We start from the raw sequence: 21,093 nt of genomic DNA, 5'->3' as shown, positions 1-21,093 counted from the left end.
TTGCTCCTACGAGACCTATGCCGAGCGCGTAAATGGCGTACGACACAATATTGTAGGAGCCAGGCTTGCCCGCGATGGCGTCATCAAGGTCACAGCAGATTCGAAGGGGTCAACTGCTCACCGCGCCACTCAAACGCAACCGGCGCCAATACCTGGTCAATCTTCGCCTCACTCCACAGAGAGGCAAAACTTTTACCTACACCCGGATGCACCCTGTCCGGCGCTATCAGCGACAACGGCCACAGCACAAAGGCATTTTTCAGGATTTCCGCTCGAGGCAGGATCAATCCGTCAAAATTGCCCACCAGATCGCCATACAACAGCACGTCGATATCCAACGGCAAGCCCTTGCGATCGGGGGCATAACGACCGTTGTCGGCCTCGATAAACTTCAACCGACGGTCCAGTTCCGTCAACGGAAGATCGGTAAACGCCGACACTACGAAATTGAAAAACGGACCGCTCTTGATCCCCACCGGCTGACTTTCGAACACCGCCGAACAGCGTATATCCACCAGAAAACCGGCAAGCGCTTCCAGCCCCGCCTGCAAATGAGCTTCGCGCTCGACATTGCTGCCGAGCCCAAGAAATACCTGAGTTAGCGACATCCGCGCTCGATCTCCACGCCCACGCCCGTTGCAGCCGGGATAGCCCCCGGCTTGGTCAGCTTGAGGCGCAGCCAGGTAATTTTGAATTCGCTCATCAAGACTTCGGCCAGACGCTCGGCAAAGGTTTCAACCAGTTGGTACTGCGCCTGCTCGGCAAACGCCTGAATACGTGCTGTCACGCTGGCGTAGTCGAGCGCCAGGGCCAGGTCATCACCCGCCGCTGCCGGGCGATTGTCCCAGGCGAAATTCAGATCAAGACGCAGGCACTGACGGATGCCGCGCTCCCAGTCGTAGGCACCGATCACCGTGTCGACTTCCAGGCCCTCGATAAACACTCTGTCCAAGCACTCTTCTCCGCAGCACGACAAGGGCGCAATGCGCCGTTAGAATCAGGGCGTCCTCGCCCGGAATAGTTAGCATGTTTTGGTTACTGGCGATCCTCGCCTACCTGCTTGGCTCTCTGTCCTTTGCCATTTTGCTCAGCCGCCTGACCGGTAATCCCGATCCGCGAATGAGTGGCTCGGGTAATGCCGGTGCCACCAACATGTTACGCCTGGCCGGCAAAAAACTCGCCGTCCTGACCTTGCTCGGCGACCTCTGCAAAGGCCTGCTACCCGTGTTGATGGCAGGGCTTGCGAGCCTCTCGGTACAGCAACAGGCCTGGGTCGGCGTCTATGCCGTGATCGGCCATCTGTATCCGTTGTACTTCCGCTTTCGCGGCGGCAAAGGTGTTGCAACGGCTGCCGGCATGCTGCTGGGGCTTTACCCTCCGGCAGCGCTCCTCGCTATCGGCGCGTGGCTATTGACCTTCTACCTCACACGCACCAGCTCGCTGGCCGCCCTGATCGCAACGCCCCTGACCCTGCCACTGCTGGCCTGGCAGGAGCCGGGAGCATTGCTGCCCATGAGCGCACTGACAGCACTGATCGTCTGGCGCCATCGCGGCAATCTACGCGACCTGTTTGCCGGGCGCGAACGGCATTTTTAAATACTCTTGCCGAGTACGACCCTGACTCACCCGTCTTTACACAGGTGACAACTGCTCCATCGGCCAACGCGCCTGCACGCTGATCGCCAGACTTTCCTGCTGACCGGCCTGTAACCGCTGACACCCGGCAAAAGCGATCATTGCGCCGTTATCGGTGCAGAACTCCGGACGTGCGTAGTAAACGTCGCCCTTCATGTCGCCAAGCATTTTCTCCAGGGACACACGCAAAGCCTTGTTTGCACTGACGCCGCCCGCGATCACCAGACGTTTGAGGCCCGCCTGCTTCAGGGCACGCTTGCACTTGATGGTCAGAGTCTCCACCACTGCCTGCTGGAAGGCCAGCGAGATGTCGCTGCGTGTTTGCTCGCCGTCGTCCCCAGCGCTGACGCACTGCTGCCACGTGTTCAAGGCAAAGGTTTTCAAGCCGCTGAAACTGAAGTCCAGACCCGGCCGATCACACATCGGACGCGGGAACACGAAACGTCCGGCGACGCCTTGCGCGGCCAATCGTGCGATTTCCGGACCACCAGGGTAATTGAGGCCCATCATCTTCGCCGTCTTGTCGAACGCCTCACCGGCAGCATCATCCAGCGTCTCGCCCAACAACTCGTATTGACCGATGCCATCGACTCGAACCAGCTGGGTATGACCACCGGACACCAACAAAGCGACGAACGGAAATTCGGGCGGTTGCGGCTCCAGCATCGGCGCCAGCAAGTGACCTTCCATGTGGTGCACACCCAAGGCTGGAATACCCCAGGCAAACGCCAGTGCCTGAGCGCAGGACGCCCCCACCAGCAAGGCCCCGACCAGGCCAGGACCCGCGGTGTAGGCGATGGCATCGATCTCGGTCGGCACGCAGTCGGCTTCAGCCAACACCTGACGAATCAAGGGCAGCATACGTTTGACGTGGTCACGCGAAGCCAGCTCCGGCACCACGCCACCATAGGCGCGATGCAGGTCGATCTGGCTGAACAGTGCATCGGCCAACAGGCCTTTTTCACTGTCGTAAAGTGCGACGCCGGTTTCGTCGCAGGAGGTTTCTAATCCCAGTACTAGCATGGGTTTGCGCCTTGTTTAGGCTAAATTCGAAGGCGCGCATAATAGTCGCCACGTGATGCCCCGACCAGCGGTTTTCGATCAGAGGCTTTGCATTCCGAGCGATGAGGGGTTAACATCCGCAACCCTTAAAAACCGACGTCTTCAAGTGCACTTTTGCCGCGAGGATGTTGACCCCGGTAATGAATGAAGGTAGCTCTGGATGCCAGCCGTCAAAGTTAAAGAGAACGAACCCTTCGACGTAGCTCTGCGTCGTTTCAAGCGCTCCTGCGAAAAAGCCGGTGTTCTGGCTGAAGTTCGTAGCCGCGAATTTTACGAGAAGCCGACTTCTGAGCGTAAACGTAAAGCAGCAGCCGCTGTTAAGCGTCACGCCAAGAAAGTTCAGCGCGAACAGCGCCGCGCCGTTCGTCTGTACTAATACGCAGACGTTCGTAGCAAGCTTCTGCCAAGCCCGGCCCTCAGCCGGGCTTATGGCATTTGCGGATATCGCTTGATGCTTCACTGTCAAAGCCGCAGACGCGACCGAGACAAACCTGCTTCACACGTCAGACCTGGCTCTTTTGCCAGCGGTGCACGTCTCTTCTGACGAGCCTTCCAAGGCTACTGACGAGCACAACCTTTTACTGATTCCTCTCACGACGATCAGCCCAAGGCACGATTTTGCGTGCCCGCTTATGAGCTATCCGAGGCCTCCCTTTGGCCAATGCGGACTCAGCGCAACACTTTCAAACAGTCGAATACCGATGAGCACTAACGCCAGCGGATTTTCGGCAGATACACTTCCCGACAGCGAATACGCAGACGATACCGGGTCGAGCCGCACATCCTCCGCGCCTCAACATAATGACCAGCATCAGGCCGCCTTTCGCGCGGGTTAGATTTTCAGCGCAGTGATGACGAGAACGCCATGGCCGGGCTAATTCCCCAGAGCTTTATTGACGACCTTCTGAACCGCACCGACATCGTCGATGTGGTCAGCTCGCGCCTGCAAATGAAAAAAGCCGGCAAGAACTACACCGCCTGCTGCCCATTTCACAAAGAAAAAACCCCCTCCTTCAGCGTCAGCCCGGACAAACAGTTCTATTACTGCTTTGGCTGCGGCGCTGGTGGCAACGCCCTCGGCTTCATCATGGACCACGACAACCTGGATTTTCCCCAGGCTGTCGAAGAACTGGCCAAAGCCGCCGGCATGGAAATCCCCCGCGAGGAAAGCGGTCGCCCGCATAAACCGCGGCAACCGACCGACTCGCCGCTCTACCCACTGCTGACCGCCGCTGCTGATTTCTACCGCCAGGCACTGAAAAGCCATCCGGCGCGAAAAGCAGCTGTCGACTACTTGAAGGGTCGCGGCCTGACCGGCGAGATCGCCCGCGATTTCGGCCTCGGCTTCGCACCTCCGGGCTGGGACAATCTGTTCAAGCATCTGAGCAGCGACACCCTGCAACAAAAAGCCATGATCGACGCCGGCCTGCTGATCGAGAACGCCGAAACCGGCAAACGCTATGATCGCTTTCGCGATCGCGTAATGTTCCCGATTCGCGACAGCCGCGGGCGCATCATCGCGTTTGGCGGCCGAGTACTGGGCGACGACAAACCGAAATACCTGAACTCACCGGAAACCCCGGTATTTCATAAAGGCCAGGAACTCTACGGCCTGTATGAAGCACGCAAGAATAACCGCAATCTCGATGAGATCATCGTCGTCGAAGGCTACATGGACGTCATCGCCCTGGCCCAGCAAGGCCTGCGCAATGCCGTCGCCACACTCGGCACCGCCACCAGCGAAGAACACTTGAAGCGGCTGTTTCGCGTGGTGCCCAACGTGCTGTTCTGCTTCGACGGTGACCAGGCTGGCCGCAATGCCGCGTGGCGCGCCCTGGAGTCAACGCTTACGAGCCTGCAAGACGGACGGCGTGCGCGCTTCCTGTTCCTTCCCGAAGGCGAAGACCCGGACACGCTGATCCGCTCCGAAGGCACCGACGCCTTTCGCGCGCGGATCAATCAACACGCCCAGCCATTGGCAGACTATTTTTTTCAGCAGTTGATCGAGGAGTCCGATCCGCGCTCGCTCGAAGGCAAGGCCCACATGGCCACCCTCGCCGCGCCGCTGATCGACAAAGTCCCGGGAGCCAACCTGCGCACTCTGATGCGCCAGCGCCTGACCGAAATTACCGGTCTGAACAGCGAGGCAGTCAGTCAGCTGGTGCACAGCGCGCCACAGGATGCACCTCCCGCCTACGACCCCGGCATCGATTACGACGCCATGCCGGACTATTCCGACTACCACCAACCGCAAGAGGCCTATGTACCTCAACAGGAGTGGACGCCGAAAAAACCGGGCAGCGGCGGCAAGAAATGGGACAACAAACCCTGGGACAAGAAAGGCAAACGCGACGAGCGGAGCCCACCCCGCACCCCGATTGCTGTCGAGGCCCCCACCTTGATTGCGCTGCGCACACTAATTCATCATCCGCAACTGGCCGGCAAAGTTGAGACCGCCGACCACTTCGCAAATGAAAGCAACACTTATGCGCAACTGCTAATAGCCCTGATCGAGGCCGTGCAAAAAAATCCTAAGCTAAACTCTATCCAGCTAATGGCCCGCTGGCATGGAACCGAGCAAGGACGCCTGCTTAAAGCACTCGCGGAAAAGGAGTGGTTAATTGAAGGTGACAACCTTGAACAACAGTTTTTAGACACCATTACTAGGTTATCAGCGGGTCAGCACACGCAGACCCTCGACGACCTCATCAAGAAAGCACGGCAGCCAGGATTGACTGCCGAGGAAGCGAATCAAATAGCAAATCAGATGCGCGACCTACTAAAACGGAATGTTTCCGCATCAAACCCGACCTCAAGTGGCGCGTGAGGTCATAGCTAAGGTATAATCCTCGGCTTGTTTTTTGCCCGCCAAGACCTTCAGTGGATAGGGTGTTATGTCCGGAAAAGCGCAACAGCAGTCTCGTATCAAAGAGTTGATCACCCTTGGTCGTGAGCAGGGTTACCTGACTTACGCGGAGGTCAACGACCACCTGCCGGAGGATATTTCAGATCCGGAACAGGTGGAAGACATCATCCGCATGATCAATGACATGGGGATCAACGTATTCGAGGTTGCGCCAGATAAGGATTCCCTTATGCTGGCCGACGCCGATACCGACGAAGCAGCCGCAGAAGAAGCGGCGGCAGCGTTGGCAGCGGTTGAGACCGACATTGGTCGCACTACCGACCCAGTGCGCATGTACATGCGCGAAATGGGTACCGTAGAGCTCCTCACACGTGAAGGCGAAATCGAAATCGCCAAACGTATTGAAGAGGGCATCCGTGAAGTGATGGGCGCAATTGCGCACTTCCCTGGCACGGTTGACCACATTCTCTCCGAATACACTCGCGTCACCACCGAAGGTGGCCGCCTGTCCGACGTCCTGAGCGGTTATATCGACCCGGACGACGGCATTGCGCCGCCTGCTGCAGAAGTGCCGCCGCCTGTCGACCCGAAAGCCGTGAAAGCGGATGACGACACCGATGACGACGACGCTGAAGCCAGTGACGACGAAGAAGAAGCCGAAAGCGGTCCGGATCCGGTCATCGCAGCACAGCGTTTTGGCGCTGTGGCCGATCAGATGGAAATCACCCGCAAGGCGCTGAAAAAGCACGGTCGTGAAAACAAGCAGGCCATTGCCGAGATGTTGGCGCTGGCTGAGCTGTTCATGCCGATCAAACTGGTTCCGAAGCAATTCGAAGGCCTGGTTGAGCGTGTACGTAGCGCCCTGGATCGTCTGCGTCAGCAAGAGCGCGCGATCATGCAACTTTGCGTTCGTGATGCACGCATGCCGCGTGCCGACTTCCTGCGCCAGTTCCCGGGCAACGAAGTTGACGAAAGCTGGACCGAAGCACTGGCCAAAGGCAAAAGCAAATACGCTGAAGCCATTGGTCGCCTGCAGGCCGACATCGTTCGCTGCCAGCAGAAGCTGACCGCACTTGAAGCCGAAACCGGCTTGAAGATTGCCGAGATCAAGGACATCAACCGTCGTATGTCGATCGGTGAGGCCAAAGCCCGCCGCGCGAAGAAAGAGATGGTCGAAGCCAACTTGCGTCTGGTGATCTCGATCGCCAAGAAGTACACCAACCGTGGCCTGCAATTCCTCGATCTGATCCAGGAAGGCAACATCGGTTTGATGAAAGCGGTAGATAAGTTCGAATACCGCCGCGGCTACAAATTCTCGACTTATGCCACCTGGTGGATCCGTCAGGCGATCACTCGCTCGATCGCCGACCAGGCCCGCACCATCCGTATTCCGGTGCACATGATCGAGACGATCAACAAGCTCAACCGTATTTCCCGTCAGATGCTGCAGGAAATGGGTCGCGAACCGACTCCGGAAGAGCTGGGCGAACGCATGGAAATGCCTGAGGACAAGATCCGCAAGGTATTGAAGATCGCTAAAGAGCCGATCTCCATGGAAACCCCGATCGGTGATGACGAAGACTCCCATCTGGGTGATTTCATCGAAGACTCGACCATGCAGTCGCCAATCGATGTTGCTACCGTTGAGAGCCTTAAAGAAGCGACTCGCGAAGTTCTCTCCGGCCTCACTGCCCGTGAAGCCAAGGTTCTGCGCATGCGCTTCGGTATCGACATGAATACCGACCACACCCTCGAGGAGGTTGGTAAACAGTTCGACGTTACCCGTGAGCGGATTCGTCAGATCGAAGCCAAGGCGCTGCGCAAGCTGCGCCACCCGACGAGAAGCGAGCATTTGCGCTCCTTCCTCGACGAGTGATCACAAAACCCCCGGCCCTGCCGGGGGTTTTGCTTTCTGTAGATTAAATCCCCTTCGCTTCGCTCCCACCGCCTAGCCCGTCTACACTCGAAACATTCCCCCCCAAGCCATAACGAGACCGTTATGCCCAGACTGCCGGCCGTGCTTTTGCTATTGCTGATGACCTGGACCACAACGGCTGGCGCGCTGACTCTGAGCGACGAAGAACGTGTCTGGCTTGCGGCTCACCCGGAACTTCGCCTAGGTGTCGACGCTTCCTGGCCACCGTTTGAATTTCGCGACGAGCAAGGCCGATACCAAGGCCTTGCCGCTGACTACATCAACATCGTGCGTGATCGCCTGGCAATCAAGGTCACGCCCATTGAGCCTGTAAGCTGGACCGAAGTCCTGAAACAGGCCAAACAGGGCAAGCTGGACCTCTTGCCCGGCGTCATGTCGACGCCCGAACGGCAGAGTTACCTCGCGTTCACGCGGCCCTATCTGGACTTTCCGATCGTCATCCTGGCCCATGTGAAAGGTGCACAGCCGCACAAGCTGGAAGACCTTTACGGCCTGAAAGTTGCCGTCGTGGAAAACTACGCCCCCCATGAACTGCTGCGCACCCACCATCCTGACCTCAATCTGGTCCCCATGCCCAATGTCAGCTCGACCTTGCAGGCGCTGGCCACCGACGAGGTCGACGCGGTAGTCGGCGATCTGGCCTCAAGCGTCTGGAGCCTTCGCCAACTCAAACTCGACGGGCTCTACGTCAGCGGCGAAACGCCGTATCGCTACCAATTGGCGATGGGCGTACCGCGAGACGACAAAATGCTGGTCGGCATTCTGGATAAAGTACTGGCGGACATGAGCCCGGGTGAAATCAGCGCCATCCAGGAGCATTGGGTCGGGAATGTCCTCGACCACCGCACTTTCTGGTCCGACCTGCTGATGTACGGCTTGCCCGGCGTACTGCTGCTGGTCACCGTTCTGGCCGTGGTGATCCGCATCAATCGCCGCTTGAGCTCGGAAATTTCCCGCCGGGTAGCCCTGGAACAGGAGCTGCGCACCAGCGAATACCATTACCGCGGCCTGGTGGAGAGCCTTTCGGCGATAGCCTGGGAAGCGCGAATCAGTGATTTTACGTACAGCTACGTATCTCCCCATGCCGAAGGCCTGCTCGGCTACCCCCTGTCCCATTGGCTGATTCCGGGTTTCTGGCGCAACATCATCCACCCCGCCGACCTCACGCGCTCCCAGGCATTTTGTGATCACGAAGTACTTGCCGGACGCGATTACAGCCTCGATTACCGGGTGATCACTGCCGATGGACGCTGCCTCTGGGTACGCGACATCGTCAGCCTGATAGAGCACGGCCACGAGCCAATACTGCGCGGGCTGATGATCGACATCAGCGAAGCCAAAAGAACCGAAGAAGCCTTGCGCCTCTCCGAGCAGAAGTTTGCCTCGGTGTTCCAGCAATGCCCGGACATTCTGGTCATTGCACGCCTGTCCGACGGTTGCCTGCTGGAGGTCAACGAGGCGTTCGAAGAGCAAATCGGCCTCACTGCCGGAGAAGTGATCGGACGGACCGCCACCGAGCTGAACATCTGGGGCATCGCCGGTGTCGGCCCCGGGCTCTTGCAGCGCTTGCAAGCCGGCAGTATCCGCAATCTGGAGATGCCCTTTCGTCGCAGTAATGGCCAGGTGTTCACCGGCCTGATCTCCGCCGAACCCTTCCAGCTCGACACCACCCCCGCACTGGTCGTGGTAGTGCGTGACATCAGCCAGCTCAAGGAAACCCAACAACAACTGCAAACCTCTGAAGAGAAATTTGCCAAAGCCTTTCATGCCTCGCCTGACGGCTTGTTGCTGTCACGCGTGAGCGACGGCCTGCTGATCGAGGTCAATGAAGGCTTCAGCCGCATCACCGGCTTCAACAGCGCAATGTCGCTGGACCGCTCGACCTTCGACCTCGGCATCTGGGTCAACCTGAATGAACGCAGGCAGATGCTCGACCTGTTGAAACGCGACGGCTTCGTGCGTGACTTCAGTTGCCATATACGCCGCAACGATGGGCAGATCCGTCTCTGCGAGATGTCCAGCCGGCCGCTGCCGATTGGCGATGACGATTGCATGCTGACCATCGCCCGGGATATTACCGAGCGACATCTGATGCAGGAAAAACTGCAACAGGCCGCCACGGTATTCGAGAGCACCGCAGAAGGCGTATTGATCACCGACACCCAACAGCACATCAGTGCCGTCAACCGCGCGTTTACCGAGATCACCGGCTACAGCGAAACCGAAGCCCTGGGCCATACGCCAAGGTTGCTCGCCTCAGGCCTGCATGACAGCGCCTTTTACGCGGCGATGTGGCATCAACTGACCGCCGAAGGGCATTGGCAGGGCGAAATTTCCAACCGCCGCAAGAATGGCGAGCTGTACCCCAGCTGGCTGACCATCAGCGCGGTGCGCAATAAAGACCGGTTCATCACCCACTTCGTCGCGGTATTTGCCGACATCTCCAGCCTCAAGCACGCCCAGGCCAAACTCGACTATCAGGCCCACCACGATCCGTTGACGGGCCTGCCAAACCGGACACTTTTCGAAAGCCGCCTGCTGACCGCACTCAACAACCAGCAAGAAAACGGTGGCCAGGGCGCAGTGCTGTTCCTTGACCTCGATCGCTTCAAACACATCAACGACAGCCTGGGTCATCCGGTTGGCGACCTGCTGCTCAAAGGCATTGCGGTGCGGCTCAAAGAGCAACTTCGGGACATCGATACCGTGGCGCGGCTGGGCGGTGACGAATTCATCATCCTGCTGCCAGGCCTGCAGCAAGCCAGCGACGCCGACCATATTGCCAACAAGCTGCTGAACTGCTTCACCGCGCCCTTCCAGGCTGGCGAGCATGAGTTCTTCATCAGCGCCAGCATTGGTACCAGCCTCTACCCCAATGACGGCATCGACGTCGCCACGCTGGTCAAAAACGCCGATGCCGCGATGTACCGCTCCAAAGCCAAAGGTCGCAACAGGGTTGAAAGCTATACCCGCGACCTGACCGCACAGGCCAGCGAACGCGTGGCACTGGAGCATGAACTGCGCCGCGCAATCGAGCGCAATGAGCTGACGCTGTTCTATCAACCCAAAGTAAGTCTCAACCATCCGCGCCTGGTAGGCGCCGAAGCCCTGATCCGCTGGCGCCATCCAGCTTTCGGCGATGTGCCGCCCGAGCACTTCATCCCGCTGGCCGAAGAAAACGGCATGATCCTGCAAATCGGTGACTGGGTACTGGAACAGGCCTGCCTGCAGATGCACGAGTGGAACCAGCGCTATGAAAGTTTCGGCCCGCTATCAGTCAACCTGGCCGGAGCACAACTACGCCAGCCGAACCTGCTGGTCCGCATCGAACAACTGCTCAAGGACAACCGCCTCAAACCGGGCTTCCTGCAACTGGAAATCACCGAAAACTTCATCATGAGCCAGGCCGAAGAGGCACTTGAAGTCCTGCATCAGCTCAAACGTCTGGGCGTGCAGTTGGCCATCGACGACTTCGGCACCGGTTATTCCTCGTTGAGCTACCTCAAACGCTTGCCGCTGGATTTCCTGAAAATTGACCAGTCCTTTGTCCGCGGACTGCCGGACGACCCGCATGATGCCGCCATTGTCCGCGCAATTATTGCCCTGGGTCGCAGCATGCAATTCACGATCATAGCCGAAGGCGTTGAAACCCACGCGCAGCAGCAATTCCTGACTTCCGAGGGTTGCGAACAGATCCAGGGCTACATCGTCAGTCTGCCTCTACCCGCCGACGAATTCGCCGCAAGCTTTCTTCGTATCGCAGTTTCAGACTTTTCGGATAGCACAGCCGGGAAACCATCGCTATAATCCGCGGCCTACTGAGGGCCTATAGCTCAGTTGGTTAGAGCAGAGGACTCATAATCCTTTGGTCCACGGTTCAAGTCCGTGTGGGCCCACCAAACTCGAAAGCCGCGCACTGCGCGGCTTTTGTGCATCTGAGACATTCACTCTCGATGGATCATTTCCTTTCAATTCACTATCAGTGTCCACAAAACGTCCACAGAAACCGCTGGCCCTATCAGATACCGAGCGTGAATGGACGGTATACCCACCCCTCAACATCCTCACCATCGATCTCCACAGATACATGACACCCGTTTGAGGTGCTATCTGCCGGGGAGTTGGCTTGCTGGCGATGAGACCCGTGCAGACGTCAAATTCCCCGGGGCCTCACATCAAAGGCCGTTTGCATCTTAGTCACCGCTTGTAGAAAATCATCGTCTTTTTGCACGAATGGATACGCGCATGAAGTTCGAGAAGACCACGCAGTACAGGTCCGAGGAAGGGATCGTCTTCAATCTGTCTCAAATCACCCTCATGGAAAGCGACCGAGGTCGCCTGCGCGAGCTGCACTTTGGCGAAGCGAAACGCGCCCATTACCAAGTCAACAGCATGGTCGTCGATATGTACGACCGAATGCAGGTGACGCGCTGGTCAGCATCGAGGGAGAGGTCCATGGCGGGATTGGCCCACAGCGCTCTGTCGTGACGCTGGTCATCAAGGTCTGAGGAACTGCACATGCCCTACATCATGCAAACTGTCGTCCTTCTGGTACTGGGCGCGATCCTCGTTCAGTTTCTGAAACCATACCCGTTGCGCAAGTGGCTGGGTTTGGCGCTGCTGGCAACGGGCTTGGTCAGCATCTTCAAGGTTGGTGAGCAGCAGGTGCTGGGCTTTGACCTGGAGCTGCTAGCACTGCTGGCCGTGCCGCTGGGCGTGGTGCTTTTCCTGACGCGGCGGCGGTTCACGGAGGGGGACTGAAGCCCTGGCACGATTTCTCGGTGCCGTCTCTGACCCAAAATCATATGGGACAACAGTCGATCAACAGCGCGTTGATCGATGATCTTAGCGTTGGACCTTGCCGGCGGATTGGGGGTTACTTTGAACATACTGGTAACTCCTAACGTAGGTTAGATGCCGCCAAAATCACTGCTAAATGATGGGTGGCGGCTGTAACGCAGGCCAGGTGCAGTCGGAAATGTGTAATGCCACATTGACCAGCCTCGCCAACTCTGCGGGCGCGGCCCAATTCTGATCCTAGACAGCACGGATCTAGCGCACATGAAAGGTCACCGCAATCGCCAACCTTTAAAGTCAGACTATACGCATGCCTTAGGCCAAGCCGCGTTTTGCTTCTCGATCTGTGAATGGAACGTGGTTTGGAGCTGCGAGAGAATTAGCCCGGGGGCACTACAGAAGATCGTGGGCGAAGAATTCACTGCGGGGCGAATTGCGAAACTCAAAGACTGCAAAATCAGTACAACCACGGTACAGTACTCAGCTTGAGCAACCTTCTCAAAATTACGCTTAACACCACGTATTACGGGGCCTCCAGCTATGCCAACCTACGTTCACCTACGAACGCTTTCTCTAGGCATATCAGCTCGCCCAGCAACTCATAATCCTTTGGTCCACGGTTCAAGTCCGTGTGGGCCCACCAAACTCAAAGCCGCGCATTGCGCGGCTTTTCTGTAACCATGAGAAGTCCGGGACACCAAGCCCATGGCATTTACGCCATGCATTTGGCGAAAAAAACGTCTACAGTTCACGATTGCATGACGCCATACATACCCAGCGCAATGTCTTGTGCATTTTTGAGTTCGCGCGCCCTGGCGCAAGTAGCAGGTCATCGGTCGGCTCGATAGAAAACCCACGTCGCACGAGCGTGTCGGGCTTGGTATTCGAGACCCTTTCCTGACCCACATTCGATATCAAGCGCTCATCAGGCTACATCGAAGCCCCATGACGAATGACGCGCTATCAGATATCTTGAAATTCGGTATCGATGCCAACCACCGACAAGAATAAACAATCGATGCCATTGGCATGACCAACGGACACCTGATGAACGCAAGCGAAAAATATTTCATGATCGATAACAAACTTAGTTATGTGAACGGGTTCAATGAGTGTCACAACATAGAAACAGGAACTGTTTTCATCATTGCCTCCGGCAGTTCCGCCAAAGACTTTCCCATTGAAGAATTCGCTCATGTTCCGATGATCACAATGAACGGCGCGGTCGCACTTTTCGAGGGCACCGCGATCCAGCCGTTTTTCTACGCTTGTACGGACATGAGCTTCCCGACTCAGCAGCCCGAACTATTTTCGCACGCGATGCAGATTAGCCAGCGAGTCGCCTTGTGGGAGGAGTTCATCCGGCGAAACAGCATTCGACCTCACGGCAAGCTATACGCGCTAAAGTCGGCAGCTAAACAATCCTGGGTCGATTCGATCTTCAAAAAGAACAACGATCTCGTACGCAGTCGTTCTATTTTTGGCCACCGAAGAAAGAGCATCGGGTTTAGCAAAAATCTCAGCGATGGCTTTTTCGACTCCCGCACCGTGGCTTATCTTGCTCTACAACTTGCCTACCATGCCGGTTTCACCAAGGTGATCCTGGTCGGGGTTGACTTGCAACAATCCAGTGGTCGGTTCTATGAAACGGCTGATAGCCGCATATCCCCGTGTGAACTCGATCAACATTTCCACACCCGAATTCTTCCGTCATTGAAGTTGATGTCGAAAAAAGTCATGAACAAGAACTTCTCTGTCTACAACCTCTCTGGCAACTCTAGAATCCCCGACAGCGTGATACCCAATATAAAAATTCAAGAAGTCAGGGCCTTGGTCAAATGACCTGCATCATGCAGGCGTTCCGCGTGTAAACCGATCCATCGCACAGCCCTTTACGGCTCACCAGTCGGTAACATGCTCGCCACCGAAATGTGCCGCCGGAGATGACCTTGCCTGATACCCGCCCTCCCGTTCTCGACGAAATCGACCGCCAACTGATCGCGGCCTTGCAGATCAATGCTCGTGAAAGCGTGGCCATGCTCGCCCGGCAATTGGGGATTGCACGCACGACAGTGACGTCACGCCTGGCGCGGCTGGAAAAGGCCCGGGTCATTACCGGCTACGGCGTGCGACTCGGGCAGCGAGTGGTCGATGGCGGTTTGCAGGCTTATGTCGGGATCACCGTGCAACCGCGCTCCGGCAAGGAAGTACTGCGTCGGCTCAGCGCCATGGCGCAGGTTCAGCAGTTGTGTGCGGTCAGCGGCGAATTCGATTACGTGGCCTGGCTGCGTACCGATTCACCGGAACAGCTCGATCAGTTGCTCGACCAGATCGGCAGTGTCGACGGCGTAGAAAAAACCACCACGTCGATCATCCTCAGCAGCAAGATTGACCGCGGCCAACCAGTTTGATCGATCAGCTCGTCATATTGCACAAACAATATGCAGAATGACGACACATTGCGTCTTATTAACGTGCTCTACGCTCCCTAGAATGGCGACAGTCTTTTCCTATACTCAGCACCGAGTGCGAGTCGCCAGCAAGGTCAGCCATGAACAAGAACAATCGCCATCCTGCAGACGGTAAAAAACCAGTCACCATTTTCGGCCCGGACTTTCCATTCGCCTTTGACGATTGGATCGAGCACCCGGCTGGCTTAGGCAGTATTCCTGCGCACAACCACGGCGCGGAAGTGGCGATTGTCGGCGCAGGTATCGCGGGGCTGGTGGCCGCATACGAGCTGATGAAACTGGGCCTCAAGCCGGTCGTCTATGAAGCTTCGAAAATGGGTGGCCGCTTGCGCTCCCAGGCCTTCGAAGGCGCTGAAGGGATCATCGCCGAGTTGGGTGGCATGCGCTTCCCGGTGTCGTCCACTGCGTTCTATCACTACGTCGACAAGCTCGGTCTTGAGACCAAGCCTTTCCCTAACCCGCTGACCCCAGCTTCCGGCAGCACCGTCATCGACCTGGAAGGCCAAACCCATTACGCACAGAAACTCGCCGACCTTCCTGCACTGTTCCAGGAGGTGGCCGACGCCTGGGCCGATGCACTGGAGGACGGCTCACGCTTTGGCGAGATTCAGCAAGCGATCCGCGATCGCGATGTACCGCGCCTCAAAGAGCTGTGGAACACCCTCGTTCCGCTGTGGGATGACCGGACCTTCTACGACTTCGTCGCCACCTCCAAAGCCTTCGCCAAGCTGTCGTTCCACCACCGCGAAGTGTTTGGCCAGGTCGGTTTCGGCACCGGTGGCTGGGACTCGGACTTCCCGAACTCGATGCTGGAAATCTTCCGCGTAGTCATGACCAACTGCGACGATCACCAACACCTGGTGGTCGGCGGTGTAGAGCAGGTGCCGTTGGGCATCTGGCGCCATGTGCCGGAGCGCTGCGCTCACTGGCCGGCAGGCACCAGCCTGAGTTCACTGCACAACGGTGCACCGCGCACCGGGGTCAAACGCATCGCACGCGCCGCCGATGGCCGTTTCAGCGTGACCGACAACTGGGGTGACACCCGCGAATACGCCGCTGTGCTGACCACTTGCCAGAGCTGGCTGCTGACCACTCAGATCGAGTGCGAAGAGTCGCTGTTCTCGCAAAAAATGTGGATGGCCCTGGACCGCACCCGCTACATGCAATCGTCGAAAACCTTCGTGATGGTCGACCGGCCATTCTGGAAAGACAAAGACCCGGAAACCGGTCGCGACCTGATGAGCATGACCCTCACCGATCGCCTGACCCGTGGCACTTACCTCTTCGATAACGGCGACGATAAGCCGGGCGTGATTTGCCTGTCGTATTCGTGGATGAGCGACGCGTTGAAAATGCTTCCGCAACCGATCGAAAAACGCGTGAAGCTGGCGTTGGATGCACTGAAGAAGATCTATCCAAAAGTCGACATCGCTGCGCGCATCATCGGCGACCCGATTACTGTGTCCTGGGAAGCCGACCCGCATTTCCTCGGTGCATTCAAAGGCGCCCTGCCCGGTCACTATCGCTACAACCAGCGGATGTATGCACACTTCATGCAACAGGACATGCCCGCCGAACAGCGTGGGATCTTTATCGCTGGCGACGATGTTTCGTGGACACCGGCCTGGGTCGAAGGCGCGGTACAGACCTCGCTCAACGCGGTATGGGGCATCATGAATCACTTCGGTGGTAAAACCCACGTCGAAAACCCAGGCCCGGGCGATGTGTTCCATGAAATCGGCCCGATTGCCCTGCCCGAGTAAGAGGACTCCGAAATGCGCGTAGCGCTCTACCAATGCCCGCCGCTGCCGCTCGACGTTGCCGGCAATCTGCAGCGCCTGCAAAAGCTTGCGACAGAGGCCAAAGGCGCCGATCTGCTGGTGTTCCCGGAGATGTTCCTGACCGGCTACAACATCGGCGCCGAAGCGGTTGGCGCGTTGGCCGAGGCGCAAGACGGCACTTGCGCGCAGTACATCGCGAGCATCGCCAAGGCCTCCGGTATCGCCATTGTGTATGGCTATCCGGAACGCGCCGAGGACGGGCAGATCTATAACGCCGTGCAGTTGATCGATAGCCGGGGCCAGCGTCTGGCCAACTACCGCAAGACTCATCTGTTCGGCGAGCTCGATCATTCGATGTTCAGCGTTGGGCCGGATGAGTTTCCATTGGTGGAACTCAACGGCTGGAAGCTGGGCTTTTTGATCTGCTACGACCTGGAGTTTCCGGAAAACGCCCGGCGCCTGGCGCTGGCCGGCGCCGAGCTGATTCTGGTGCCGACGGCGAACATGATTCCCTACGACTTCATCGCCGATGTCACCGTGCGCTCACGGGCCTTCGAGAACCAATGTTACGTGGCGTACGCCAATTACTGTGGTCACGAAGGCGAGATCCACTACTGCGGTCAAAGCAGCATCGCCGCACCGGATGGCAGTCGCATCGCCCAGGCCGGCCTGGATGAAGCGCTGATCGTTGGTACGCTGGATCGCCAACTGATGGTCGATTCTCGTGCCGCCAATCGCTACTTTCTCGATCGTCGACCAGAACTCTACGGCGAGCTGAACAAGCGCTGATCCCATGTTTTCGCTAGCATGAGCACTTCTTAAGTAGCGGAAGTGCTCATGCCTGCGCCGACCCACCTTCTCCCTCACGTCGAAACCCTGGCCAACGGCCTGCGGGTTTCGCTTCGTCATGCGCCCGGTTTGAAACGCTGCGCCACGGCTTTACGGGTTGCTGCTGGCAGTCACGATGCGCCGCTGGCCTGGCCTGGGCTGGCGCACTTTCTTGAACACCTGTTCTTTCTCGGCACCGAACGCTTTCCTGCTGACGATGGGTTGATGGCCTACGTGCAACGTCACGGCGGGCAACTGAACGCCAGCACCCGCGAGCGCACCACCGACTTCTTCTTCGAACTGCCGCCTCAGGACTTCGCCGGAGGGCTTGAGCGTTTGTGCGACATGCTCGCCCACCCGCGCCTGAATCCGGATGATCAGTTGCGTGAACGGGAAGTACTGGAAGCCGAGTTCATTGCCTGGTCTCAAGATGTTGAGGCACAGCAACACCTCGCATTGCTTGAAGGGCTTTCGCCAGATCATCCATTGCGCGGTTTCCATGCCGGCAATCGCGACAGCCTGGCGGTGCAGCAGCCCGAGTTTCAACAAGCGTTAAGCGCGTTCTATCAACGTTTCTACCAAACCGGTCAAATAACGCTGAGCCTTGCCGGTCCGCAGTCTGTGGATGAGTTGCGTAGCCTGGTCGAGCGCTTGAGCAGCGACTTCGCCGTCGGTAATCAGCAACCGCAAAGCGCCCCGCCCGCGTTGATGGCAACCGCAAACAACAGTTATCAACAGGCTGACGAACGCAGACTCAACCTGCTGTTTGCATTCGAAGCCTTGCCGAACGCATCCCGTGAAGCGCTGGATTTTCTCTGCACCTGGCTGAACACGTCGAAACCGGGAGGCGTCTTCGCCGAGTTACGCCATCGCCAATTGATCGACAACCTGAAGGCGGCGCCGCTGTACCAATTCGCCGGACAAGCACTGCTGCAGGTTGAGTTCAACCTGACGGCCAGTGCCGCAACGCAGGCCGGGATAATCCGTGAGCTGCTGGGTGATTGGCTGAGCTTCTTCGCCGACGCTGCCGACTGGTCGAAGTTGCGCGAAGAATATGCCCTGCTGCAACAGCAAAAGCGTCAAACCAGCAACGCCTTGGCACTTGCCCGACTGGACAGTGAGAAGCTTGAACCAGAACTGTCGGATTCGGGTGCCATTGCGCTTAAAGCCATAGTTCAGCAGATGAGCCCGACACCTGTGGATAACCTGGATGTCGTCTGGCAACTGCCACCCGCCAATCCGTTCCTGCGTTCGGCCGAAGTGCCAGCACCAGCCGGTTTGATCCGTGGACAAACCAGCGCCCATCGCGGCTTGCGCACGTTTGCCCAGGATCGCACGCGCGGTCGCCGTGAACGCTCGCCGATGCAGTTCAGCCAAGGTCTCGCAGGCGATAATGACGAAGCGGCGATTTGCCTGCGTTGGCACCTCGACTCTACACCGCCAGCCAATCTTCAACCGACACTGGCCCGCAGCCTGCAAGGCCTGCGCGATGACGCCAGTCAGGCGGGCGTCGAGCTGTCCTTCAGCGAAACGGGCAATCAATGGTTGCTGAAAATCAGCGGACGACATGAGCCGATGCCGGCGATTCTCGAACAGGCGCTGCTGTGTCTGATGAATCCCGCCGCCGATGCCTGGCTCAGTACCGAGTCGTCAGCACCGCTGATCGCGATCCGGCAATTGCTTAAGGTGTTGCCAGCACATTGCCTGGGACAGGATTCGCAGTCGACATCGCAGCCTGCCGGCGCTGATGTCCTACAGCAGATCTGGGCCACTGCACGCTGGGATGGATTGGCCGCAGGTCTGCCGGCGACTGTTCAAACAGCGATCACCCGCGCCTTGAGCCGCGTACCTGGCATTCCTGACAGTGAGATGACCGCGCCCGCCTCCATTGCCGGCCAACACCTCTGGAGCGAAGTGCCCAGTGACGCCAACGAAAATGCGCTATTGCTGTTTTGCCCGACGCCCACTCAGGATCTGGCCGACGAAGCCGCGTGGCGCCTGCTCGCGCAACTCTGCCAAACGCCGTTCTATCAGCGCCTGCGGGTCGAACTGCAATTGGGTTACGCAGTGTTCAGTGGTGTCCGTCAGATCAATGGACAGACCGGGCTGCTGTTTGGCGTGCAATCGCCTAACGCATCGGCGAAAGAGATCCTCGAACACATCGAAGCCTTCCTGAAGCAACTGCCTGAACTCATCTCGACGCTCGATGATGCGTCCTTGATCAATCAGCGCCAGACCTTGGCCGAGCAGCTCGACGGCAATCTCATCCCGTTTGCCCAAGCCTTTGAACTACTGTGGCAGGGCAAACTGGGCGGCCATTCATCGGATTACCTGTCTGAGCTGCAACAGGCCGTGTTGCTACTGAATCGCACAGCTTTGCTCGATGCAGCAAAGCGCCTGATTCACGCAGCAGGTGGCCGCAGATGCCTGGCCACCAATGCCTGCCCGGACGGCACATGGCAACCGACAGCCCGATCATTACCGGGGCTGTAATGGGCTTTCTTCGAGAGATGTCTCCAATTTGCAGAAACGTTTCAGTAACATAGCCCGGCAAACCTCTGAACATCTCCTGCGGGAGGTGGGCTATAGGTATAGAGTGAATTTTTCTCACGAGCCTGAAGGAACGTTTTTATGACTTGGTCCAAACCTGCTTACACCGACCTGCGTATCGGCTTTGAAGTCACCATGTACTTCGCCAGCCGTTGATACTGCCCTTGGGTAGAACATGCGGTACAACGCCTCGGCCCGTCCGGGGCGTTTTTATTTTCAGCGTTGAAGTGATGGAGCAACCATGTTTGTCCAGATTCTAGGTTCCGCCGCCGGCGGCGGTTTTCCGCAGTGGAACTGCAACTGCGTGAACTGCGCAGGTTTTCGCGACGGTAGCCTGCGGGCCGAAGCGCGTACCCAGTCGTCTATCGCTATTTCCGATGACGGCGTGAACTGGGTCCTGTGCAACGCCTCGCCGGACATTCGCGCGCAGCTCCAGAACTTCGCCCCGATGCAACCCGGCCGCGCCCTGCGTGACACGGGCATCAGCGCAATCATCCTGATGGACAGCCAGATCGACCACACCACCGGCCTGCTGAGCCTGCGCGAAGGCTGCCCGCATCAGGTCTGGTGCACTGACATGGTCCATGAAGACCTCAGCACCGGCTTCCCGCTGTTCACTATGCTTACCCACTGGAACGGCGGGTTGAACTGGAACCGCATCGAGCTCGACCAGAGCTTCACCGTCCCGGCCTGCCCGAACCTGCGCTTTACCCCACTGCCGCTGCGTAGCGCCGCACCGCCCTACTCGCCACATCGCTTCGACCCACACCCGGGCGACAACATCGGGTTGATCGTCGAAGACCTGCGTACCGGCGGCAAGTTGTTCTATGCGCCAGGGCTGGGCAAGGTCGATGCGCCGTTGCTGGAGATCATGGCGGGCAGCGATTGCCTGCTGGTGGACGGCACGCTGTGGGACGACGATGAAATGCAGCGCCGCGGCGTCGGCACCCGCACCGGTCGGGAGATGGGGCATCTGGCACAGAACGGCCCCGGCGGTATGCTCGAAGTGCTGGAACAACTGCCACAGCAGCGCAAAGTGCTTATCCACATCAACAACACCAACCCGATCCTCGATGAGGACTCGGTCGAGCGCGCCGAACTGGTTCGACGCAATGTTGAAGTGGCGTACGACGGCATGAGTATTGTGTTGTAGCGGAGGGCCCCTTC

The 21,093-nt window shown here is 58.0% G+C and carries 17 protein-coding genes and 1 tRNA gene; 15 read left to right on the top strand and 3 right to left on the bottom strand.

The window, feature by feature from the left end; translation table 11 throughout:
• Window positions 1-89: 89 nt before the first annotated feature.
• Window positions 90-608: a 2-amino-4-hydroxy-6-hydroxymethyldihydropteridine diphosphokinase gene (gene folK / locus AC1RJ3_RS07520; protein WP_347928166.1), complete on the bottom strand. Its 519-nt coding sequence runs from the start codon at window positions 606-608 to the stop codon at window positions 90-92.
• Window positions 599-952 (bottom strand): dihydroneopterin aldolase, encoded by a 354-nt coding sequence (gene folB, locus AC1RJ3_RS07515; RefSeq protein ID WP_054594320.1) that lies wholly within the window; start codon window positions 950-952, stop codon window positions 599-601. Before folB ends, folK begins: the two co-directional genes overlap by 10 nt.
• Before the next feature lie 74 nt (window positions 953-1,026).
• Between folB and plsY the strand changes: the two genes are divergently transcribed.
• Window positions 1,027-1,596, top strand: coding sequence for a glycerol-3-phosphate 1-O-acyltransferase PlsY (gene plsY, locus AC1RJ3_RS07510; RefSeq protein WP_103319625.1), 570 nt, complete (start codon window positions 1,027-1,029; stop codon window positions 1,594-1,596).
• Between the two features lie 36 nt (window positions 1,597-1,632).
• Here plsY and tsaD read toward each other — a convergent pair whose 3' ends face one another.
• Entirely contained in the window at window positions 1,633-2,658 is a 1,026-nt protein-coding gene (gene tsaD, locus AC1RJ3_RS07505; RefSeq protein WP_054594322.1) for a tRNA (adenosine(37)-N6)-threonylcarbamoyltransferase complex transferase subunit TsaD, read from the bottom strand.
• Window positions 2,659-2,857: 199 nt separating this feature from the next.
• Between tsaD and rpsU the strand changes: the two genes are divergently transcribed.
• The 14 genes from rpsU to pqqB all read left to right on the top strand — a co-directional run bounded on the left by rpsU (window position 2,858) and on the right by pqqB (window position 21,079).
• Window positions 2,858-3,073: a 30S ribosomal protein S21 gene (gene rpsU, locus AC1RJ3_RS07500; RefSeq protein WP_002551877.1), complete on the top strand. Its 216-nt coding sequence runs from the start codon at window positions 2,858-2,860 to the stop codon at window positions 3,071-3,073.
• 489 nt (window positions 3,074-3,562) lie between these two features.
• On the top strand, window positions 3,563-5,524 hold the full coding sequence (gene dnaG, locus AC1RJ3_RS07495; protein WP_054594323.1) for a DNA primase: 1,962 nt from the start codon (window positions 3,563-3,565) through the stop codon (window positions 5,522-5,524).
• Window positions 5,525-5,591: 67 nt separating this feature from the next.
• Window positions 5,592-7,439, top strand: a complete 1,848-nt coding sequence (rpoD, locus tag AC1RJ3_RS07490; protein ID WP_019693936.1) for an RNA polymerase sigma factor RpoD — start codon at window positions 5,592-5,594, stop codon at window positions 7,437-7,439.
• 123 nt (window positions 7,440-7,562) lie between these two features.
• Window positions 7,563-11,306, top strand: a complete 3,744-nt coding sequence (locus tag AC1RJ3_RS07485) for an EAL domain-containing protein (protein WP_347928168.1) — start codon at window positions 7,563-7,565, stop codon at window positions 11,304-11,306.
• Between the two features lie 15 nt (window positions 11,307-11,321).
• Window positions 11,322-11,398, top strand: a tRNA-Ile gene (locus tag AC1RJ3_RS07480).
• Between the two features lie 346 nt (window positions 11,399-11,744).
• Window positions 11,745-11,987, top strand: a complete 243-nt coding sequence (locus AC1RJ3_RS07475; RefSeq protein ID WP_347928169.1) for a hypothetical protein — start codon at window positions 11,745-11,747, stop codon at window positions 11,985-11,987.
• A gap of 30 nt (window positions 11,988-12,017) precedes the next feature.
• Window positions 12,018-12,260 (top strand): hypothetical protein, encoded by a 243-nt coding sequence (locus AC1RJ3_RS07470; protein WP_054594326.1) that lies wholly within the window; start codon window positions 12,018-12,020, stop codon window positions 12,258-12,260.
• Between the two features lie 1,083 nt (window positions 12,261-13,343).
• Entirely contained in the window at window positions 13,344-14,138 is a 795-nt protein-coding gene (locus AC1RJ3_RS07465; protein WP_054598193.1) for a WaaZ-like lipopolysaccharide core biosynthesis protein, read from the top strand.
• Between the two features lie 107 nt (window positions 14,139-14,245).
• Window positions 14,246-14,707, top strand: a complete 462-nt coding sequence (locus tag AC1RJ3_RS07460; protein ID WP_008067391.1) for an Lrp/AsnC family transcriptional regulator — start codon at window positions 14,246-14,248, stop codon at window positions 14,705-14,707.
• 140 nt (window positions 14,708-14,847) lie between these two features.
• Window positions 14,848-16,530, top strand: a complete 1,683-nt coding sequence (locus tag AC1RJ3_RS07455; RefSeq protein WP_216743881.1) for a flavin monoamine oxidase family protein — start codon at window positions 14,848-14,850, stop codon at window positions 16,528-16,530.
• Window positions 16,531-16,542: 12 nt separating this feature from the next.
• Window positions 16,543-17,337, top strand: a complete 795-nt coding sequence (locus AC1RJ3_RS07450) for a carbon-nitrogen hydrolase family protein (RefSeq protein ID WP_054594328.1) — start codon at window positions 16,543-16,545, stop codon at window positions 17,335-17,337.
• A gap of 48 nt (window positions 17,338-17,385) precedes the next feature.
• Complete coding sequence (gene pqqF / locus AC1RJ3_RS07445) at window positions 17,386-19,869, top strand: pyrroloquinoline quinone biosynthesis protein PqqF (RefSeq protein WP_493078192.1); 2,484 nt, start codon at window positions 17,386-17,388, stop codon at window positions 19,867-19,869.
• Between the two features lie 138 nt (window positions 19,870-20,007).
• Complete coding sequence (pqqA, locus tag AC1RJ3_RS07440) at window positions 20,008-20,082, top strand: pyrroloquinoline quinone precursor peptide PqqA (RefSeq protein ID WP_003194766.1); 75 nt, start codon at window positions 20,008-20,010, stop codon at window positions 20,080-20,082.
• Between the two features lie 85 nt (window positions 20,083-20,167).
• The gene (pqqB, locus tag AC1RJ3_RS07435) at window positions 20,168-21,079 is read left to right on the top strand and encodes a pyrroloquinoline quinone biosynthesis protein PqqB (RefSeq protein ID WP_493078190.1); all 912 of its coding nucleotides are present in this window, start codon (window positions 20,168-20,170) and stop codon (window positions 21,077-21,079) included.
• The last annotated feature ends 14 nt before the right edge of the window (window positions 21,080-21,093 follow it).

The sequence above is a fragment of the Pseudomonas sp. GW822-FHT04C11 genome (assembly GCF_058800905.1).
Note: the sequence above shows the minus strand (reverse complement) of the source record. Positions and strands in the feature narration are given on the sequence as shown.

What these genes read in the sequence shown, in the direction of transcription:
- AC1RJ3_RS07455 (WP_216743881.1), top strand. Translation starts at nt 14,848, where the DNA reads ATGAACAAGAACAATCGCCATCCTGCAGACGGTAAAAAACCAGTCACC.
- pqqB (WP_493078190.1), top strand. Translation starts at nt 20,168, where the DNA reads ATGTTTGTCCAGATTCTAGGTTCCGCCGCCGGCGGCGGTTTTCCGCAG.
- pqqF (WP_493078192.1), top strand. Translation starts at nt 17,386, where the DNA reads ATGCCTGCGCCGACCCACCTTCTCCCTCACGTCGAAACCCTGGCCAAC.
- AC1RJ3_RS07465 (WP_054598193.1), top strand. Translation starts at nt 13,344, where the DNA reads ATGAACGCAAGCGAAAAATATTTCATGATCGATAACAAACTTAGTTAT.
- AC1RJ3_RS07475 (WP_347928169.1), top strand. Translation starts at nt 11,745, where the DNA reads ATGAAGTTCGAGAAGACCACGCAGTACAGGTCCGAGGAAGGGATCGTC.
- AC1RJ3_RS07485 (WP_347928168.1), top strand. Translation starts at nt 7,563, where the DNA reads ATGCCCAGACTGCCGGCCGTGCTTTTGCTATTGCTGATGACCTGGACC.
- folK (WP_347928166.1), bottom strand. Translation starts at nt 608, where the DNA reads ATGTCGCTAACTCAGGTATTTCTTGGGCTCGGCAGCAATGTCGAGCGC.
- AC1RJ3_RS07450 (WP_054594328.1), top strand. Translation starts at nt 16,543, where the DNA reads ATGCGCGTAGCGCTCTACCAATGCCCGCCGCTGCCGCTCGACGTTGCC.
- plsY (WP_103319625.1), top strand. Translation starts at nt 1,027, where the DNA reads ATGTTTTGGTTACTGGCGATCCTCGCCTACCTGCTTGGCTCTCTGTCC.
- rpoD (WP_019693936.1), top strand. Translation starts at nt 5,592, where the DNA reads ATGTCCGGAAAAGCGCAACAGCAGTCTCGTATCAAAGAGTTGATCACC.
- dnaG (WP_054594323.1), top strand. Translation starts at nt 3,563, where the DNA reads ATGGCCGGGCTAATTCCCCAGAGCTTTATTGACGACCTTCTGAACCGC.
- AC1RJ3_RS07470 (WP_054594326.1), top strand. Translation starts at nt 12,018, where the DNA reads ATGCCCTACATCATGCAAACTGTCGTCCTTCTGGTACTGGGCGCGATC.
- tsaD (WP_054594322.1), bottom strand. Translation starts at nt 2,658, where the DNA reads ATGCTAGTACTGGGATTAGAAACCTCCTGCGACGAAACCGGCGTCGCA.
- rpsU (WP_002551877.1), top strand. Translation starts at nt 2,858, where the DNA reads ATGCCAGCCGTCAAAGTTAAAGAGAACGAACCCTTCGACGTAGCTCTG.